Below are 17,659 nucleotides of genomic sequence, written 5' to 3' on the forward strand. Positions count from 1 at the left end.
GAAATATTTCTTGCAAATTCAATGTAAATTTTCGACATTTTAGGTCAAATTTTCATCATATTCTAAATATATAATAAAATTACAAAATTGTAAACAAATTTGTAAATAATAGATAAATTTGCATTAATTATACTTAATTCCAAAAATTTATATATTATTTTAATATAGTTATGATGTTTCATACAATTGCATTTTTTAATTCAACTATCTAGAAATAAAATATCTAGAAATAAAAAAATGACACGCATGTTATCTATACGAATCATTTTATTTATCTAAATATTGTCATTATATTTTTTAGAATATGATTATTTCTTTTTTGAGTATTTGTGATCAATATATTTCAAAAGTAGAAACTCATTTATCAAGAAAAATTGACTTCCTATAATTATATTTAAATCATTGTCTAGTCTAGCTGCCTCGTGAGTATAAAATTCAATGCTTATGTCACTAATTTTTGATAAAGTATTGTTACCACTTCGACTTATAGAAATAACTTTTAGCCCTTTTGCTTTTAAATCTTTGGCAAAATCGTTTACAAGTTTATTTTCACCTGACATAGAATATAAAAATATTATATCATCTTCTTTCACGTAATTAGATATAGTTTTTAGCTCCTCTTTGCCCTCTAATACATTTACTAGCTTTCCTACAGAAAGTAATGTTCTTTTAAGTTCCTTTACCGCATTATTTTGTATCTCCCCTGAACCATAGGCATAAATTCTGCTGCATTTATCTAGTAGGGTACAGATGTCAGTAAAGTCTCTTTCAATAAGAACATTTATAGTTTTGTTCATATCATCAAAGACCTTGCTGTATTCTATTTTATCAAAAACTGGAGCTTTATTATTTTGATTATCTAATTTTAAGTAAAATTTTAGTTCGCTATATCCATTTAGTCCCAGTTTTTGTGCAAATCTTAAAATAGTTGTATGAGAAACATTACAACTAGATGCAAGTTCATGAATAGACATGCTTTCACATTTCTTTTTATTATTTAATATAAAGCTCCATATATGTTTATCATTATCATTTAAGTTTTTATAGTTATCACAAATTAATGTTTCTAATCTCATATCCATTTATTTATTCCTCTTTCCCATTTTTGTATTCAATATATTTTAAGAATAAAATCTCAATAAGTATAAAATAAGATGTAACTGATTCATAACTCATTTCGTTTATCGTTTCTAAAAATGTAACAGATGATATATATAAGTTATAATCACTCATTTGAGACAATGTATTTTCTTTTAATTTAGTAATGGAAAGAATGGGTATGTTTCTTACTTGTAACTGGGATGCAAAATCTATAAGAAATTTATTTTCTCCAGATACAGATATAATAATAAATAAATCCTCTGAATTTGCAAGATTTAATGAAATATCAGACTCTTGATATCCATTTAAATCATATAGTATTTTCCCCGCTGTCATAAATATACGTTTAAGTTCTTTTTTTATGGATGATTGCACCATTCCCACACCATAAATATATATGTTTTTTGCTGAGTCAAATTTTTCAAAAATCTCTGTGCAGTCTTTATTCTTAATACTTTCTATTACCTTATTATAAGTTGCACAAACCATTTCTGTTTGCCCCATATTTTCTTTTGGCTTTTTATTTTCTAGTTTTAAATATAACTTTAACTCGCTGTATCCTTTTAGTGACAGTTTCTGAGCAAATCTAAGAATAGTTGTTCTAGATACATTACATTTAAAAGCCAGCTGATCAATAGCTAATTTTTCACACTCTGTTTTATTATTAGATATATAGTTCCAAATATGGAAATCGTTATCGTTAAGTTGATCATAATATTTATTAATTAGTTCTTCTAGTTTCATTATCTGTCTCCATCTTTCATGCCCCTTTACATGAAGCTTTGTTATAAATACAATTATAACTTAGTTGTTAATTTTTTACTATAATAAAAAAGAGCGAAAAGTTATATGAACTTTCCACTCTTTTTTATTAACATATATTATTTATATTCTATAAGTATACTTTTACCTGCTTCTACTGATCGGTTTGTATAATAGTTTGATAGTTCATATCCATTTTGTTCCACAACAACCATCATAGTAACATCTTCTACATTTTTATCTTTTAGGAATTGTCTATTCACATTAACTAAAGGTTGTCCTACTTTTATTTTATCGCCTATTTTACAAAGTGTTTCAAATCCTTCTCCATTAAGTTTAATTGTATCAAGACCTATGTGAATTAATACTTCTATACCGTCTTCATTTTTTAAACCTATTGCATGTTTCGTATCAGAAACTAATGTTACTTCGCCATTACAAGGTGATACTACAATATTTGATGATGGTTTAGTAGCTATTCCATCTCCTAACACTCTGTTTGAAAACATCTCGTCATTTACATCTGATAAGTCTATGCTTGTACCATCTACTATTGCGTAGAATCCTTTTACAGCTTGTGTGTCATTCTTTTTCTTTTTACTAAATAATCCAAACATGTGAACCACATCCTTAGTGTAATTCTGGCCAGTATTCTTTGTTTGCTTCTATTAAATCATCTAGTATAAGTTTAGCAACTCTTGCACTTGGAACAGTTTTTGATAATGTTATTGCTTGCCATAATTTATTGTAGTTACCTTCTATCCAAGCTTCTACAGTAAGTTTTTCCACACTTACTTGTTGTTCCATTAATCCTTTTTGGAATTGTGGTATAGCACCTTGGTTTATTTTTTCATATCCGTTTCTTCCTACTATACAAGGTATTTCTACCATTGCTGTTCTATCAAAGTTTTCTATTGCACCTTCATTTTCAACTATTAGAAGGAATCTTTCGTTTGTATTTTCTGCAAGTGCACAAGCTAAGTCAACTATATAAGTTGCATGAGCATCTGGCTCAAATCCTCCAACACCTTTACAAGTTCCTTTTTCTATTATTTCGTTACATAAACCAAATACGTGTTTTTCTCTTCCATCCATAACTTCGTTTGCTCTAGTGTACTCTTTGTCAGAGTGCTCTACTACATAGTCTGGATATAAGTAGTATTTTAAGTAAGTGTTTGGTATTGTGCTTGGGTCCACTGCATAAACATCTTTAACTTTTGTGAAAGTTTCTCTCCAACTTGGATCAACGTGTTGATTACTATCAGATAATGCATCTGCAAATCCGTTTACTGCAACATGTTCTTTTATTTGTGGCATTAAATCATTTCCATCTTTGTCATATATTTTGTGCCACCATCCAAAGTGGTTTAATCCGTAGTAACCTACTTGCATTTCTTTTCTTGATTTTAATCCACACATATGAGCCATTTTTTCTTCTAAGTCTATTGGCATATCACATATATTTAATATTTTTGAATCTGGTCTAAGTCTTCTTGTTGCTTCTGCTACTATAGCAGCAGGATTTGAGTAATTTAACATCCAAGCATTTGGTGAATATTGTTCCATAAAGTCAAGTATTTCTATAACTCCACCTATTGAACGCATTCCATAAGCTATTCCTCCAGGACCGCAAGTTTCTTGCCCTACAACACCGTATTTTAGTGGTATTTTTTCATCCTTTTCACGCATTGCATATTTACCAACACGAATATGTGCTAATACGAAATCTATGTCTGTAAATGCTGTTTCTGGATCTGTTGTATATGCAAATTCTACTTCTGGTGCATTTTCTTTTAAATATATTTCACAAGCTTTCGCTACTGTTTCTTGTCTTTTAGCATCATTATCATAAAACTTTATTGATCTTATTGGAAATCTATCCATATTTTCTAATAGCATTAATACTATTCCTGGTGTGAAAGTACTTCCTCCACCTGCTACTGTAACTGAATATTTTTTATTGTTCATTTTTATTTCCTCCCCAAAGATTAGTTGTTTTTATTTATCTTATGATTAAATACTACACCCCAAAAAACATTATTACAATACGTTTTCCTTCTTTAGGGAAAGGGTTTGTTCAAGTGTATTTTATAACATTTTCTGTGACAATTCACAGGCATTAGTTATAAACAAAAAAAGTGTATCTAAAAATATTTTTTTAAAATCACTAAAAAAGACATACTCTTTTTTTATCTATGTATGAAATATTTTTCTATTATTTAAATTATATTGTTATTTTATTAATATCATAAGCTATATCCAAGAAAATAATTTTAATTATATAAATCTGATATTTATTATCAAAAATATACAAAAAGCTCATATTAAGCGTCTCTTAATATGAGCTTTTTGTATAAAACTTATTTAGTAAGATTTAACAATAGATTCAAATAAATTCTTATACGCATTATTTTCAGTTTTATCACTAAAATATACATCATACGTATTTAAATTCAAATACTTATATCTTTTATTGATATCAATAATCTTATATGTATAATTATCACTAGCAGGATATTTGCTATATGTGCTATAAGATAATTTAAATGTTGGAATATCATTAGTTGTAAAAGGATTTTCAGTTTTATTTAGAAATAATATATATTCATTATTTTGTTTCATAAAATTGTATCCATTAAAAGAGTTTATATCATACACCATTTTAGTTGGTGCTTTTGGATAACCATCCCATAATGTATGAATATACATATCTTCATAAACATAAATTTCATCTAACTGTTCTTTGCCTTTAATATTTTTTATAACTTTACATTTAGTTAGTGTATTCTCTGAAACAATCACTTGAGAATTGCTTATAGGTGTAACTTTTAAAATTGTATCCGAATTATCATATAAATTTTTAATATCAGGTATTTCTTTTATAGGAAATGTTTCTTTATCCATAATAAAATCATTTTTCTGTGATATTATTTCATTAAAAGAAACGTGTTTAAAACTTTTTTTAGTCTGTACTCCTACATATATACCTACAATACTCATTAGAGTTAATGATAATAAAAATATTAAATTAACTGTCTTAAATTTCTTCATTATTATTTACCTCTATTTTTCCGTTCATTATTTTAAATTTTTTATCACAAAGAAGGTTTATATCTTCTTTATTATGGCTAGCAATAAGTATAATAGTTCCTCTATTTTTTTCTTCTATTAATATCTTCCTAATATTGTCTACACTTTCTTCATCTAATGCATTTGTGGGTTCATCTAAAATAAGTAAATCTGGTTTTTCCATAATAGCTTGAGCTATTCCTAGCTTTTGCTTCATACCAAGTGAAAATTGTTTAACTTTTTCTTTACTATAAGGATCTAATCCCACTCTAGATAGCGTATTGATTATATCTTCATCCTTTATAATGTTCCTTATTAAAGATAATGATTTTAAATTCTCAAAAGCTGTATAATTGTCCCAAAATCGTGGATTTTCAATTAAAGCTCCAACATTCAAATATTCTGTACTTGAATCAGTCACCATATTTCCATTTATCTCTATCGTACCTTGAGAAGGTGTTATTAATCCACATATAGCTCTAAATAGCATAGTTTTACCTGATGCATTTCTTCCATAAAATCCATATATCAATGAATCATTTAAAGTTAAATTTATATTATCTAAAATTATTTTATTCTTTATAGTTTTGCATAAATTTTTTATTTCGATTTTCATATTTATTCTCCTATTAAATCTATTTTATTTATATATATACTTGAAAACAGTATAAATACAATTGTAAATACTACTGTTATACTTATAGTTGAATTTATACTACCACTTCCTAAAATACTATCGTTTACTTCATTGAAAAATATAGTAGTTAAAGGATTAAATTTAAAAATCCCAACAAATTTAACACCTAATTTAACAAAAAAATTTAAAGTCATGATGGATATTACTTGAACAAAACATGTTAAAAATATACTATAATTCATACCTATAATAATATTTAGTATATTAATAATTAATAAAATCATATAAATATATATAATATATGCTAAATATACTTTTAAATTGAATAACTCTAAGTTTACAGTTGAATTAGTCAAAAACAAAGGCATCAATTGAATTGTTAAAAATATAAAAACATGTAAAAAAAGTTTAGCTATCATAATGAAATAGTATTTTAATCGTTTATTTACTCGAGTAAATACAAGTGAACCATTACATGTGAAAACTTCTGACACATAGTCATGATACAATAATATACAAATTAATTGAGGAATTATCCAACGAATAAGAAGTAAAACATATTTATGTAAGTTTCCAAATTCTAAAAACACAAAGTTATTAATTGGATTAAATCCAATTGATATTAATGGTGTTTTACTTGAAGAAACAAGTATATTTATTAATCCTGATAAGACTGCAAATATCATTATTTTTGACTTTTTTATACTATCTAAATTCATGTCAACATACATCCTTATAAATAATTTTAAAACATAACTTATCTACAAATACTAGTAATATACACAAAAATAACTTGGACACAAAAAAACTATTATCAAAAAATAAAATTTCTATTAACATAGGTACTTCATATACTAGTGCACTCAAGCAGTTAACAGTAAAAATTATAATAAGAGTTAATATTATGGTAATATTTGATTTTTTTATAATACTATACAAAACAATATATATCTCAGCTATTATAAAATAATTCATTGAATTGTATAAAATATTTTTAATAAAAAATATTTTTCCCCCAATTATATTAAAGTGTAAACTAGATGAAATAATAAATGGAATCAATATATACATACTATAAACAAATGATGTTATAACAACTAAATAAAACATATATAAGTAATATTTAGGATTGTGTTTTAGTCTAATTAATGTATTTGTATCTAAGGAAACATTAATAATGCTAGCGATTATAACTACTAAAAGTGGTATTACTATAATTAATAAATATGTTCCATTTAAATAATATGCATAATCCAATTCTAGATTATATTCACCTGATCCATTAATAAATGCAAAAAATAAACAAAAAATAAATGCACCAACTAATAGTATCCATTTATTTTTTATAAAATATTTCAAATAATACGTACATATATTATGCATACTCTCATCCCCTAACTTCTAAATAGTATCTTTTGCAATCCACTTTTTAAATAATATTATGGAAACTGACAATATTACTAGCGATACTAGTGCATATTCCAAAATACTATTATTTTCAAAATTTAAAAAGCTGGAAATAGAAAATATTTGAGGTAAAAAATGCTCTATTAGAAATATTACATTTATCAATATAAATACAGAGAATATAGATATTATTCTATTTTTCTTAAGTATAGTTGATAAAGCTAAGCTTAATGTTGCTAGTAATCCTCCTGCAACTGATTTTAAAACAATTATTACTAATATATACATACTTTTATTATATACTGATATTTTCTCTATTATATACAATGAATTACTTTCTGATAAACTTTTTAAACCTTCTAAGCTATATAATATTGATGAAGGCGTACCATATAAATTACTTCCACTTATATCAGGAAATGTAAGTTTTGTTAAAATAAAGTTTACAAATAAGCAAATAAATAAACATAAAAAAACAACTAAAAAATTAGCAGTTACCTTCGCTAAAATATGTTTTATTTTTTTCGTTCTTATATATACATAATTATTAATATTATTTTTTGATTCTATTACTAAACTATCTGAATATATTAATGATACAATAATAGAAAATAATACAACATATAATTGTTTTCCAACTAAAGCATATGAACTAAACAAAAAAAACTCGTCATAAAAAGCTCTTACAGTTTCAATAGGATAACCTTTATATGTATAACATACTAAGATAAAATCTATAATACTTGCACTAAAAAGTAAAAAAAATACTAATTTGAGCTCTTTTCTTCTGGCGATATTATATAATTCAAAATTGATTAAATTTTTCATAAATCCTCCTAAAAATTAACAATATAAAGCAGGTAAATCATAGGCTTTTATATAATTTACCTGCTTTATTCATTTTATCCGTAATTAATTATACCCTTTATTGTATGTTTAAAAATTAATGTCTTGTCCCTGTCTTCAAGACCTAATCTTACAGTTTTTCCCTTACGAGCAGTTCCAGCATCATTAATTCTTATCGTTTTAGTATTTTTATCAGTAACTTTTATAACTTGTGAAACTCGTGTTTTAAAACCATTTTCAATCCAAACATTAGTTCCTTCACATTTAGACGGTAATTGAGTTAGCTTAATTTTTGAATTTTGAGTATTAGTTTCTTTTTTTCTAAATATGAACCAAATATTGTCACAAAATGTTGGTAACTCAGTTGTGAAAGTATGGTCTGTTCCAGATCCAATACCTGCTGCAAATGATGGCACAGTAGATAATATTGTGAAAACACTTGCTATTGCAATAACTTTTTTAAATTTCATTTTAAATTTCATTTAGAAATCCCCCTTATTATTTGAAAATTTTTCCACAACAACAATAATAATAATAATAATAATAATAATTGTCAACATTTTTTAACATAATATTCCATTTGTACAAATTTTAATATTTACTCTCAAAAGAGAATTTACAAATAAAAACAACTATCACAAAACAGCTTTTAATTGTTTATGTGATAGTTCCTTTCATTTATTTATGATTAAGTGAAATAATTAACAAATGTATTTACATACTAATTCTAATTGTAGCAAATAAGCATATACTAGCTAAAGAAATAACAACTAAGCTTCCTGAAATCGTCATTAACAACCCATCTTTTAGTTTATCTTTAAAAGACTCTTTAATAGTTACATTATAAACTTTAAGTGTTTTATATAAAATAAACCCAAATAGTATAACATACAGTGTATTTCTTAGTAATAGCTCAGCAACAATAAACATAACTAAATTTGTAACTGCATATTTTACATCACTTGATTCTATTTTTCTTTGAATAAATATTAGTAAATAAGCTATAAATGGATTTATCATAGATACCAAAAATAGTATTGTAAGTCTTGGATCTTGTTGTATTGCCTGTGGTAGTGATAAACCGATTTGTGCTGAATTCATAGATAAGTAAATTAAGCTCATAAAAGGCGATAATATAAGTAATACTTTTGCCACATTATAATACTTGTTTAAAGACTTTACTTTATTTTGATCAACTTTTGGCTTATTAACTTTGACTTTTTTAGCTTTAGTTTTTTTGCTCTTGCTCATTTCATCTCCTACTTTCGAATTAATATAATTTAGTCATTTCATATATTGCTATATAATTTTATAAAGCCTTCTTTTGTTCTCTCTCTAATAGATTTTCAAAATCATCTCTAACTTTTGGCACTTTTAGTCCAATTATAACTTGGAATGATTTGCCATTTGCTGAGCATCCATGGGCTCCTATTGATTTGAAATATGTGTCACTTTTACATAAGCTTTCATCTTTTACATTAACCCTTAAACGAGTAGCGCAGTTTGTTACGTCAACAATATTTTCGCAACCGCCTAGACCCTCTAATATAGATTCAACAAATACTGATTTATCATCATTACCTTTTGAACTTTGCTTTTCTCTATACTCTGCTTTTGAACGTAGTTTAACGTCTTCTTCATCATCTTCTCTACCTGGAGTTTTAACATCAAATTTTAATATTAAAGTTTTGAATACTACAAACCATATTCCTGTAAATGCTAAACCTATACCTAACATTAATAAGTATTCTCTCCAGTGACTTGACATTAATGGTATCCAGTTAAATGATGCCATTTCTATTACACCACCAGAGTGTATTCCAACTATTCCAGCAATATACATTACAGTAGAAAGGGTTGCTGCTAATAATGCATGTACTATGAATAACCATGGTGCTACAAATAAGAATGTGAATTCTATTGGCTCTGTTACTCCACAGAATATTGCTGTTAAAGTAACTGGTACTAATAATCCAAGAACTTTCTTTTTATTTTGTGGTTTGGCAGTTGAATAAAATGCAAGTGCAACACCTAAACATCCAAATATCTTAGAAAATCCTGTTGAAGTAAATCCTGCTTCTGGCACTATTGATTTTAATGACTGCGTACTAGCTGCAAGTTCTGGCAATTTAGTTGCCCAATAAGTATAAAGACCACCTGGAACTAACACGTTATCATAGAAGAATGGAGTATATAGTAAATGGTGTAAACCAAATGGTATAAGTGCTCTTTCAAGAAATACAAATATCCATATTCCAAATGCACCTGCATCCTTTACAAATCCTTGGAATAATAACATTCCACCTTGTACTTTAGGCCAGACAAATGCTGCTAAAACAGCTACAGGAATCATTACGAAAAATCCTATCATGAATATGAATGTTGAACCACTAAATGTTCCAAGCCATTCAGGTAATTCTGTATCAAAGAAGCGGTTATGTAAATAAATTACAATTCCAGATATAATTAATGCACCTATCATTCCCATGTCTAAAGTTTTAATATTAGCTATCATAGTAAGACCACTTGTTCCGCCAACTTCTGCAGCGAAATCAACCCCAAATGTAGGTCCCCATTGTGCAAGAATAGTGCTTAAGAAATAATGGAATGTTAGATAAAGTACAAGTGCTTCCATTGCACATCTTGCATTTTGTTTTTTAGCCATACCTATAGGAAGACCCACAACAAATAATAATGGTAGTTGGTTAAATACTGTCCAGCCACCTTGTAGTACTACATTCCAGCATTGATACCACATACTAGTTGGTGCTGCAAGTGATCCCATTATTGCTTCAGTTGTAAATAAAGTACCTAAACCTATTACTATCCCTGCAAAAGCGAATAATAATACAGGTGTAAACATGGCTCCCCCAAATTTTTGAATCTTCTGCATCATAACTTTTCTCTTCCCTTCTGTGTATAAATTTACTAGTTATTAATTCTTTGTTAGCTAAATATTATCAAACTATATTTTCCCCAGCAATACGTTTTCCCAATTCAGGGCATTGGTGCTACTTAATATTATATTTAACATTATCTGTGATTTTTCACACAAAAAGAGCTGTTTCTATTAAAACACAGAAATCAGCTCTTTGCCATACTACCTATTTACAATTTTTAATCTTTTAGTACTCTTTTTATATCTGATATTATTAAATCTTCACTTAAATGATAACGTTCATATAGCTCTTTTAGTGGCACACTATCAGTAAATTCCTTACTTGCACCAAAGTTTAAAACTTTCATATTTTTATCTCCATAGAATCTAGATATTTTTTCACCAAATCCACCATCTAGTATTCCATCTTCTAAAGTTATTACTAATTTATGATTTTCTTGTAGTTCATTTAGTAAATCTTCATCCACACCAGTTATAAATCTTGGATTTATTAATGTGGCATTTATACCAAGTGATTTTAATTTATTGTGCACTTTTTTACCTAAGTGGAAGAATGTTCCAAGACCTATTATGGCTACTTCACTTCCTTCTTCAACTTTAACATATTTATTTAATTCATCAAAGTTAGGTTCAACGTCTATACCAGTTGATACTACTTCCATATTTGGAACACGTATTGCTACTGGGTGCTTATCTTGTTCTATTGCCCAATCAACCATGGCAAGATGCTCCTCTTTTGTAGTTGGAGCCAAATATACTATGTTTGGAATGTTAGATATTAGTGGTATATCAAATAACCCTAAGTGAGTTACGTCTCCTCCACTTATTCCTCCCCAGTAAACCATTATAGTTGCTGGGTTATTGTTTATGGAAAGATCTTGAGATAGTTGGTCATATGTTCTTTGTATAAATGAACTTATAAAACCTGCCACTGGTTTTGCACCTCTCTTTGCCATACCTGATGCAAGTGCTATGGCATGTTCTTCTGCTATACCAACATCCACATATTGATCTTGTAATTCACTTCTAAACTTATTTACTCCAACTATTCCTGGAGTTGCCGCTGTAATTGCTACTATAGACTTATCCTTTTTAGCTTTTTCTATTAAAAAATCTTCTGTAATGTCTCCATAAGTTTTAACATATTCATCTGTTAATTCTTCATCTTTATTTTCCAAGTCAAAAGGCATTACCCAGTGGAATGCTTCTTTGTTTACTTCCGCATCCTTATATCCCTTTCCTTTTAAAGTTTTCATATGAATAACTACTGGATGGTCTGTATCTTTAACTTTTTCAAAAGTTTCTATTAAAGATTCTAAGTTGTTTCCATCTTTAACAAAGTGATATTCAAAACCTAATGATTTAAAGAAATTATTTTCTGATTTTCCTTCACTTTCACGAAGTTTAGCTAGATTTTCATAAAGACCACCATGATTTTCTGCAATGGACATATTATTATCATTTACTAATATGATTATATTTTTATTAGAAGCTGCTGCATTGTTTAATCCCTCGTAAGCTTGTCCACCACTTAAAGAACCATCTCCTATTATAGCTACTATATTTTCTTTCCCTCCTAATGCATCACGACCTTTTGCCAAACCACAAGCTAAACTTATGGAAGTAGATGTGTGACCTATAGTAAAGAAGTCATGGTTACTTTCCTTTGGTTCACTGTATCCTGTAACAATTTTAAATTTTTCAGGATTTATAAATGCTTCTTTTCTTCCTGTTAGTATTTTATGTGTATATGATTGATGAGAAACATCGTATACAAATTTATCAACAGGTGAATTAAACACATAGTGAAGAGCTATCGTTGCTTCCACCATACCTAAGTTTGGTCCAAAGTGACCTCCTGTTGTACTTACTTTTTTAATTAATACATCTCTTATTTCAGATGATAATAAATTTAAATCCTTTATTGATAAAGATTTTAAATCTTTTGGTTCATTAATTTTATTTAAAATATTTAATGTCATATTTATCTCCTTGTAGTTTATTTTTACTTCCTATGTTTCAAATTATAATATTTGGAGTTAACTCCAAGTCAATAGCTTTTTTAAATTTTTTAATTAAATAAAAATATTAATATTATACATAGGTTTAATTCATTTAATATTAGCTTATTTTTGTAATAAATAGGAATTAATAAAATTATGTTATATAAGTTTTAAATATGTTAATCCTATATTTATACATGACATAAAAAATGGAGGACACAATATGGATCTTAATGCTAAAATAGCCTTTAATAATCTTAAGATGGAAATAGCCAATGAACTAGGATACAACTATAACAATATTACAGATAAAGTAGAAAGTAACGCTCCCCAAGACACTATAATGGGTCACGCTAAAAATGTGCTAGCTGGAGAGCAAGTTGGCGGTCAAATGAGTAAAAAATTAGTAGAGCTTGGAGAAAAAGCTTTATTGGATAAATATAATTCACAAAACTAATTTTTATATTTTAAAGCAAATAAGCTGTCTCCCAAAATTGTGAGACAGCTTTATATTCTTAATTTAATAATATGTTTTTTATTTTCTTTGAGTACATAATCACTAATATAAGTGTTGAAATTGGTATAGCTAAAAATACGGCTAACTGAGGCGAAATGTTCATAATATTATATTTTGAAAATATTAAAGGAATAATTATAGTAAGTGGTATAAGTAGTACAACCTGTCTAATTAACTCTATCTTACTTGCACTTACTTCCTCGCCTGACACCTGCATAAATGTAATTAAAGCATATAAAATTCCCAGTAAGGGAAAACCTACTAACACTATTCTAATTATAGGTGTTGCTAATGCTACTAAACTTATGTCATTAGTAAATATCTTAGAAATATTACCTGCAAATAAATATATTAGTATAGTTGTACTTATAGAATATATTAAGCTATATTTTATAATCTTATGTTTTGCATCTCTCTCTTTGTTCTTATCATTTTTGCCATGGAAATAGGCTATTACAGATTGAGCTCCTTGTGTTAACCCTATAAGTGGTAAAAGAATAACCATATTTATATTGCTACAAATAGACCAGGCTCCTATGTAAGAAACACTACCGTATTTTATTAAAACTTTGTTTATTATTAATCCACTTATACTATTTAATGACTGCATTAAAAATTGAACAAACCCTATTTTCACTAAACTTACTAGTATGTTTTTAAATTCTATAAAATCCATGCTACTTCTTTTTATCCATAATCCCTTTTTCATTAAAAAAATTACAGTAAATCCAAAGTAAAACATTTCGCTTATTAATGTGGATATTGCAATTCCCCCAATTCCCATATTAAACACAAATGTTAGTATTATATTAAAAATAATATTAATAATAGTAGATAAAACTCCAGTCATAACTTCAATTTTGGGATATCCAAATGCTCTAATATTGTTAACTAACATATATCCCACTGAGCTAAATACGTTAAATATTATGGCTATGTTTAAAAACTCTTTAGCTAAAATTTTAACCTGCCCACTTGCTCCAAGAATATTTAATAGCTGATCTTGAAGTAAAAATATAATTATAGATATAACAGTACTAGATATAAAGCTGGAATAAAAACCTACCTTAAAAGTATTATTTATTTTTTCTTTATTATTTTCTCCAAGACCCTTTGATATAACTATACTTGTTGAAACTCCAAATATTAATTGAGCTGCAATTAACAATAAAAGTATGGGATTAAGGATACCCATAGCTGATAATGCAGTACTACTCATACTTCCCAAATGTCCTGCAAATGCAGTGTCTATCATTGATGTTAATGATTCAAGCACTAAAGAGCATATAGTTGGCAATGAGTAGAGAGCTATCAACTGTTGTATAGATTTTTTTTCAAATATATTTTCATTAGTCATACTTATTTTCTCCTAAACAAAGCAGTAAATCTGTGTATTTACACAGTTAATTATCAATTAATTTTAGAAGTAGTCTGAAAAATATGGAGTTTGTTGTTCTATGGAATCCTCCAACATATCTACTGTTTCATGACTACAAGAAATACGTCCTATTTTGTATAAATAATCTGGACGTTTATATCCAAGCAACATTGTTACCATTGTTTGAATATCAATTTTATCATCTGTTTGTTTTGAAGTACGTGAGACTTTTCCCTTTCCATCTGCATCAATAGTAAGTATGAAATTTCCTTGGTTCCATGAAAGAAGAGGATCATCCATTTTAAATATCCACTCTCTTTTTATTGTGTCTGGTTTAAATGGATATTGTTCAATAAATCCTTCTAAATCCACAATACGAGCCATAAAGTATGGCGATATAGTTTCTTTTATGTCTGCATCTTCAAGTAAAAATGCCAATGGTTCATCTGTATAAGTATATCCTTTAACTTTAGTTATCATTGAGAAATGTGCACTTATGAAATTCCAAAGTCCAGTACGAGCTTCTTCATTAATAAATATCATATCTTTTATATAGAATATTTCTTCCTTTATCCAGTAAAATATATATCCATCTGGTTCATTCTTTGCATTGTAATATATGGCTGCCATCAAGTCGTCTGAATCCCAAAGCCAATATTCATTCCAAGCTAAATCATCTCTAAGCAATGCTCCGTGTGTTTGAAGTGCAAATCTCTCATAAGCTTTTTTTACTTCTTCACTGTCTGCATCAACTCTCTCTACATCTCCAGATACTTGTTTGATTTTAGGAAGTTGATAATCATTAATTTCATAGGCAATTCTATCAGATATAATCTCCCATCCTTTTCTACGATAATATGGTATAGAGTAAGGATATAAATAAGATATAGTCTGCTTTCTTTCCTTCATATTTTTTAATGCCTGATATAACAATTTGTGCATAAGTCCTTGATTGGCATACTCTGGATAAGTACCCACACCTGTAAGTCCTCCCATATCATAAGTTCTATTAAATATACGAACTTTCATAGGATAAACAGCTACTTGAGATATTAACTTGTCACCATCGAACCACCCAGAAACATCGGCTTTCTTCAATGTTGGGGATTTGGCCCGAATAATTTCTTTTTCTTCCCATCCTATTTCTTGTAAATCTTGATCAGTTACTTGAAAAACATATCTTAATAACTGATTGTATTGCTCTAGATGTTCTACGCCTACTGGCTTCATCTTTAATTCTCTCTTTCTCATCATATAACTCCCTCCATTTTAGTCAATTCTCTTATCGTATTTAAAATATTATTTAAATTTTACTATATATATATAATTGTAAACCTAAGGGTTACCCAAATGTCAATCTTAATCTTTGATATTTATTTTTAGTTGACTTAAGACTATTTTACTTTTAACAAAAGTTAAAGATTTGCACTATTATAATGACTTCGGCATATAACTATATATTACTTTATTTATATAATACTTTTATATTATTTAACCATTTATTATTGATATTCATAATTATCTAAATAAAAGGATATATGCAATATCATTACTTAAGATACTGCACACATCCTTATTATTTACTCAACTATATTATACTATTTTAAAAACAGTTATCTAATAAAAACTACAATATGGCTATTTAGCGGTTTTCTTAGATTTTATTTTTCTGTATATTCCAATCCCAGAAATACCAACTATTCCAACCACACCTGTACCCATAACCATTTTTTTCGTGCTGTCTTTTTTACCCAAATTGTATGCTGAATCAATTTCTGATTTTATAATATTATACTTATCATCAATGTCTAAATCTTTTCCATCGTATCCTTGTCCATAAGCCATATCTAATATTTTTTTTCTCTCTTCTTTTCCTTTATTATATCCTTCTTCATAACTTGACTTATATCCTTCTTCTATGTGTTCATCAATTTTATTTTTAATACCATCCTTATATCCTTGATTATTATATTCTTGTGACTTTATTTCTTTATATTTTTGGTCATATGCTTCTTTGTATGTTTCTACGAAAACTTTATCTACATTCTCGAATGATCTATCAGTTTTATTTGCAATGCAATCTTCTTCTGCCAATTTAGTATATTCTATTTTTTTATTTTCTATATATTTTTCTTTTCCCTTTTCATAACTTTCTTTATATGCCTCAAACAAAACATCTTTACTAAATTCATTATTGTAATTATTCTTTAACCCATCATTATATCCCTGTTCTTCTGCTTCTTCTTTCTCTTTTAATATTTTTTCCTTTCCTTTTTCAAAAGACTCTTCATATGCTTCTTTATACTCCACAGAATAAGTACCTAAATAACTATTTGCATTGTAATCTTTTAAAGCATAGCCATCTTCATATCCAATTTTTGAACCTTTTTGTCTTATATCTTTTTTTGTTACAGATGTAGCGTATACTTGATTTTTTCTTGAATTACTTGATGAGCCAGAATTTGCCTTTGGTTTAGTTGAGCTACCACCCTTATATGGACATCCATTTGTATGTAAGTGTGGTGGATATCCTCCACAGTGATAGTGATATGAACCTAAACCAGATTTGTTTTTATTGTCTCTATGGCCTCCCGAACTATCAGTTCTACCAGAATGTGCATCAATCATTATAGATTGACTGCATATTAGTAATACTATTAAAATAATCCCTCGTATCTTTTTTTTCATGTCTTTCCCCCTCATAACAACTCTTTTTACATTATTTTCCATTATCAATTTAAATAATACACAATTATCTGTTATATTACAATAAATTTTGCAAAACTAATAATATACTAGTACGTTATATTTGTTTTAAACTCGCTATTAATGAATAGTGAAATAAGCGTCTATTCTAAAATATCAAATTCTAACATTTTCTTTTAGATACAAGAAAAAAAGATACTATTATATATTAAAATGGACCCTTTGTCAAGGACACTAGAAAAAACGACTGGCTAAGCCGTCATTAAAAGTTGACTTCTATACTTATTAGGAGTCAGCTTTTTTAAATTCCATTGACATCTATAATTATTGTAAT

The 17,659-nt window shown here is 27.4% G+C and carries 18 protein-coding genes; 1 reads left to right on the forward strand and 17 read right to left on the reverse strand.

Annotated features, from left to right (window positions below; genetic code table 11):
- Positions 1-308 precede the first annotated feature (308 nt).
- The 13 genes from K0040_RS07190 to K0040_RS07250 form a co-directional block, all read right to left on the reverse strand.
- Complete coding sequence (locus K0040_RS07190; RefSeq protein WP_228108242.1) at positions 309-1,082, reverse strand: MurR/RpiR family transcriptional regulator; 774 nt, start codon at positions 1,080-1,082, stop codon at positions 309-311.
- Between the two features lie 4 nt (positions 1,083-1,086).
- Positions 1,087-1,845 carry a MurR/RpiR family transcriptional regulator gene (locus K0040_RS07195; RefSeq protein ID WP_228108243.1) on the reverse strand — a complete coding sequence of 253 codons (759 nt, stop codon included), beginning with the start codon at positions 1,843-1,845 and terminating at the stop codon, positions 1,087-1,089.
- A 137-nt stretch (positions 1,846-1,982) separates the two neighbouring features.
- Positions 1,983-2,480: a PTS sugar transporter subunit IIA gene (locus K0040_RS07200; RefSeq protein ID WP_228108244.1), complete on the reverse strand. Its 498-nt coding sequence runs from the start codon at positions 2,478-2,480 to the stop codon at positions 1,983-1,985.
- 13 nt (positions 2,481-2,493) lie between these two features.
- A complete protein-coding gene (locus K0040_RS07205) occupies positions 2,494-3,831 on the reverse strand; it encodes a 6-phospho-alpha-glucosidase (protein WP_228108245.1) in 1,338 nt (445 codons plus the stop codon).
- Between the two features lie 396 nt (positions 3,832-4,227).
- Positions 4,228-4,914: a hypothetical protein gene (locus K0040_RS07210; RefSeq protein ID WP_228108246.1), complete on the reverse strand. Its 687-nt coding sequence runs from the start codon at positions 4,912-4,914 to the stop codon at positions 4,228-4,230.
- On the reverse strand, positions 4,901-5,548 hold the full coding sequence (locus tag K0040_RS07215) for an ATP-binding cassette domain-containing protein (RefSeq protein WP_228108247.1): 648 nt from the start codon (positions 5,546-5,548) through the stop codon (positions 4,901-4,903). The genes K0040_RS07210 and K0040_RS07215 overlap by 14 nt, the downstream gene beginning before the upstream one ends.
- Before the next feature lie 2 nt (positions 5,549-5,550).
- Positions 5,551-6,288, reverse strand: a complete 738-nt coding sequence (locus tag K0040_RS07220) for a hypothetical protein (RefSeq protein ID WP_228108248.1) — start codon at positions 6,286-6,288, stop codon at positions 5,551-5,553.
- Position 6,289: 1 nt separating this feature from the next.
- Positions 6,290-6,952: a hypothetical protein gene (locus tag K0040_RS07225; RefSeq protein ID WP_228108249.1), complete on the reverse strand. Its 663-nt coding sequence runs from the start codon at positions 6,950-6,952 to the stop codon at positions 6,290-6,292.
- An 18-nt stretch (positions 6,953-6,970) separates the two neighbouring features.
- Positions 6,971-7,804 carry a hypothetical protein gene (locus K0040_RS07230; RefSeq protein ID WP_228108250.1) on the reverse strand — a complete coding sequence of 278 codons (834 nt, stop codon included), beginning with the start codon at positions 7,802-7,804 and terminating at the stop codon, positions 6,971-6,973.
- Positions 7,805-7,878: 74 nt separating this feature from the next.
- Positions 7,879-8,304 carry a hypothetical protein gene (locus K0040_RS07235; RefSeq protein WP_228108251.1) on the reverse strand — a complete coding sequence of 142 codons (426 nt, stop codon included), beginning with the start codon at positions 8,302-8,304 and terminating at the stop codon, positions 7,879-7,881.
- A 232-nt stretch (positions 8,305-8,536) separates the two neighbouring features.
- Positions 8,537-9,073 carry a hypothetical protein gene (locus K0040_RS07240; protein WP_209006031.1) on the reverse strand — a complete coding sequence of 179 codons (537 nt, stop codon included), beginning with the start codon at positions 9,071-9,073 and terminating at the stop codon, positions 8,537-8,539.
- 58 nt (positions 9,074-9,131) lie between these two features.
- Positions 9,132-10,718 carry an alpha-glucoside-specific PTS transporter subunit IIBC gene (locus K0040_RS07245; protein WP_228108252.1) on the reverse strand — a complete coding sequence of 529 codons (1,587 nt, stop codon included), beginning with the start codon at positions 10,716-10,718 and terminating at the stop codon, positions 9,132-9,134.
- Positions 10,719-10,939: 221 nt separating this feature from the next.
- The gene (locus K0040_RS07250) at positions 10,940-12,703 is read right to left on the reverse strand and encodes a 1-deoxy-D-xylulose-5-phosphate synthase (RefSeq protein ID WP_228108253.1); all 1,764 of its coding nucleotides are present in this window, start codon (positions 12,701-12,703) and stop codon (positions 10,940-10,942) included.
- Positions 12,704-12,947: 244 nt separating this feature from the next.
- Between K0040_RS07250 and K0040_RS07255 the strand changes: the two genes are divergently transcribed.
- Complete coding sequence (locus K0040_RS07255; protein WP_018590242.1) at positions 12,948-13,181, forward strand: small, acid-soluble spore protein, alpha/beta type; 234 nt, start codon at positions 12,948-12,950, stop codon at positions 13,179-13,181.
- Between the two features lie 58 nt (positions 13,182-13,239).
- Here the strand turns inward: K0040_RS07255 and K0040_RS07260 are convergent, their stop codons facing one another.
- The 4 genes from K0040_RS07260 to K0040_RS21045 all read right to left on the reverse strand — a co-directional run.
- On the reverse strand, positions 13,240-14,598 hold the full coding sequence (locus K0040_RS07260; RefSeq protein ID WP_228108254.1) for an MATE family efflux transporter: 1,359 nt from the start codon (positions 14,596-14,598) through the stop codon (positions 13,240-13,242).
- 63 nt (positions 14,599-14,661) lie between these two features.
- A complete protein-coding gene (locus tag K0040_RS07265; RefSeq protein WP_228108255.1) occupies positions 14,662-15,873 on the reverse strand; it encodes a GNAT family N-acetyltransferase in 1,212 nt (403 codons plus the stop codon).
- Positions 15,874-16,257: 384 nt separating this feature from the next.
- Complete coding sequence (locus K0040_RS21040) at positions 16,258-17,307, reverse strand: YHYH domain-containing protein (RefSeq protein ID WP_331476280.1); 1,050 nt, start codon at positions 17,305-17,307, stop codon at positions 16,258-16,260.
- A 269-nt stretch (positions 17,308-17,576) separates the two neighbouring features.
- Positions 17,577-17,659, reverse strand: an 83-nt coding sequence (locus K0040_RS21045; RefSeq protein ID WP_331476281.1) for an IS3 family transposase, incomplete at its 5' end; no start/stop codon positions are given.

Source organism: Terrisporobacter petrolearius, from assembly GCF_020748185.1.
GTDB classification, from domain to species: domain Bacteria; phylum Bacillota; class Clostridia; order Peptostreptococcales; family Peptostreptococcaceae; genus Terrisporobacter; species Terrisporobacter petrolearius.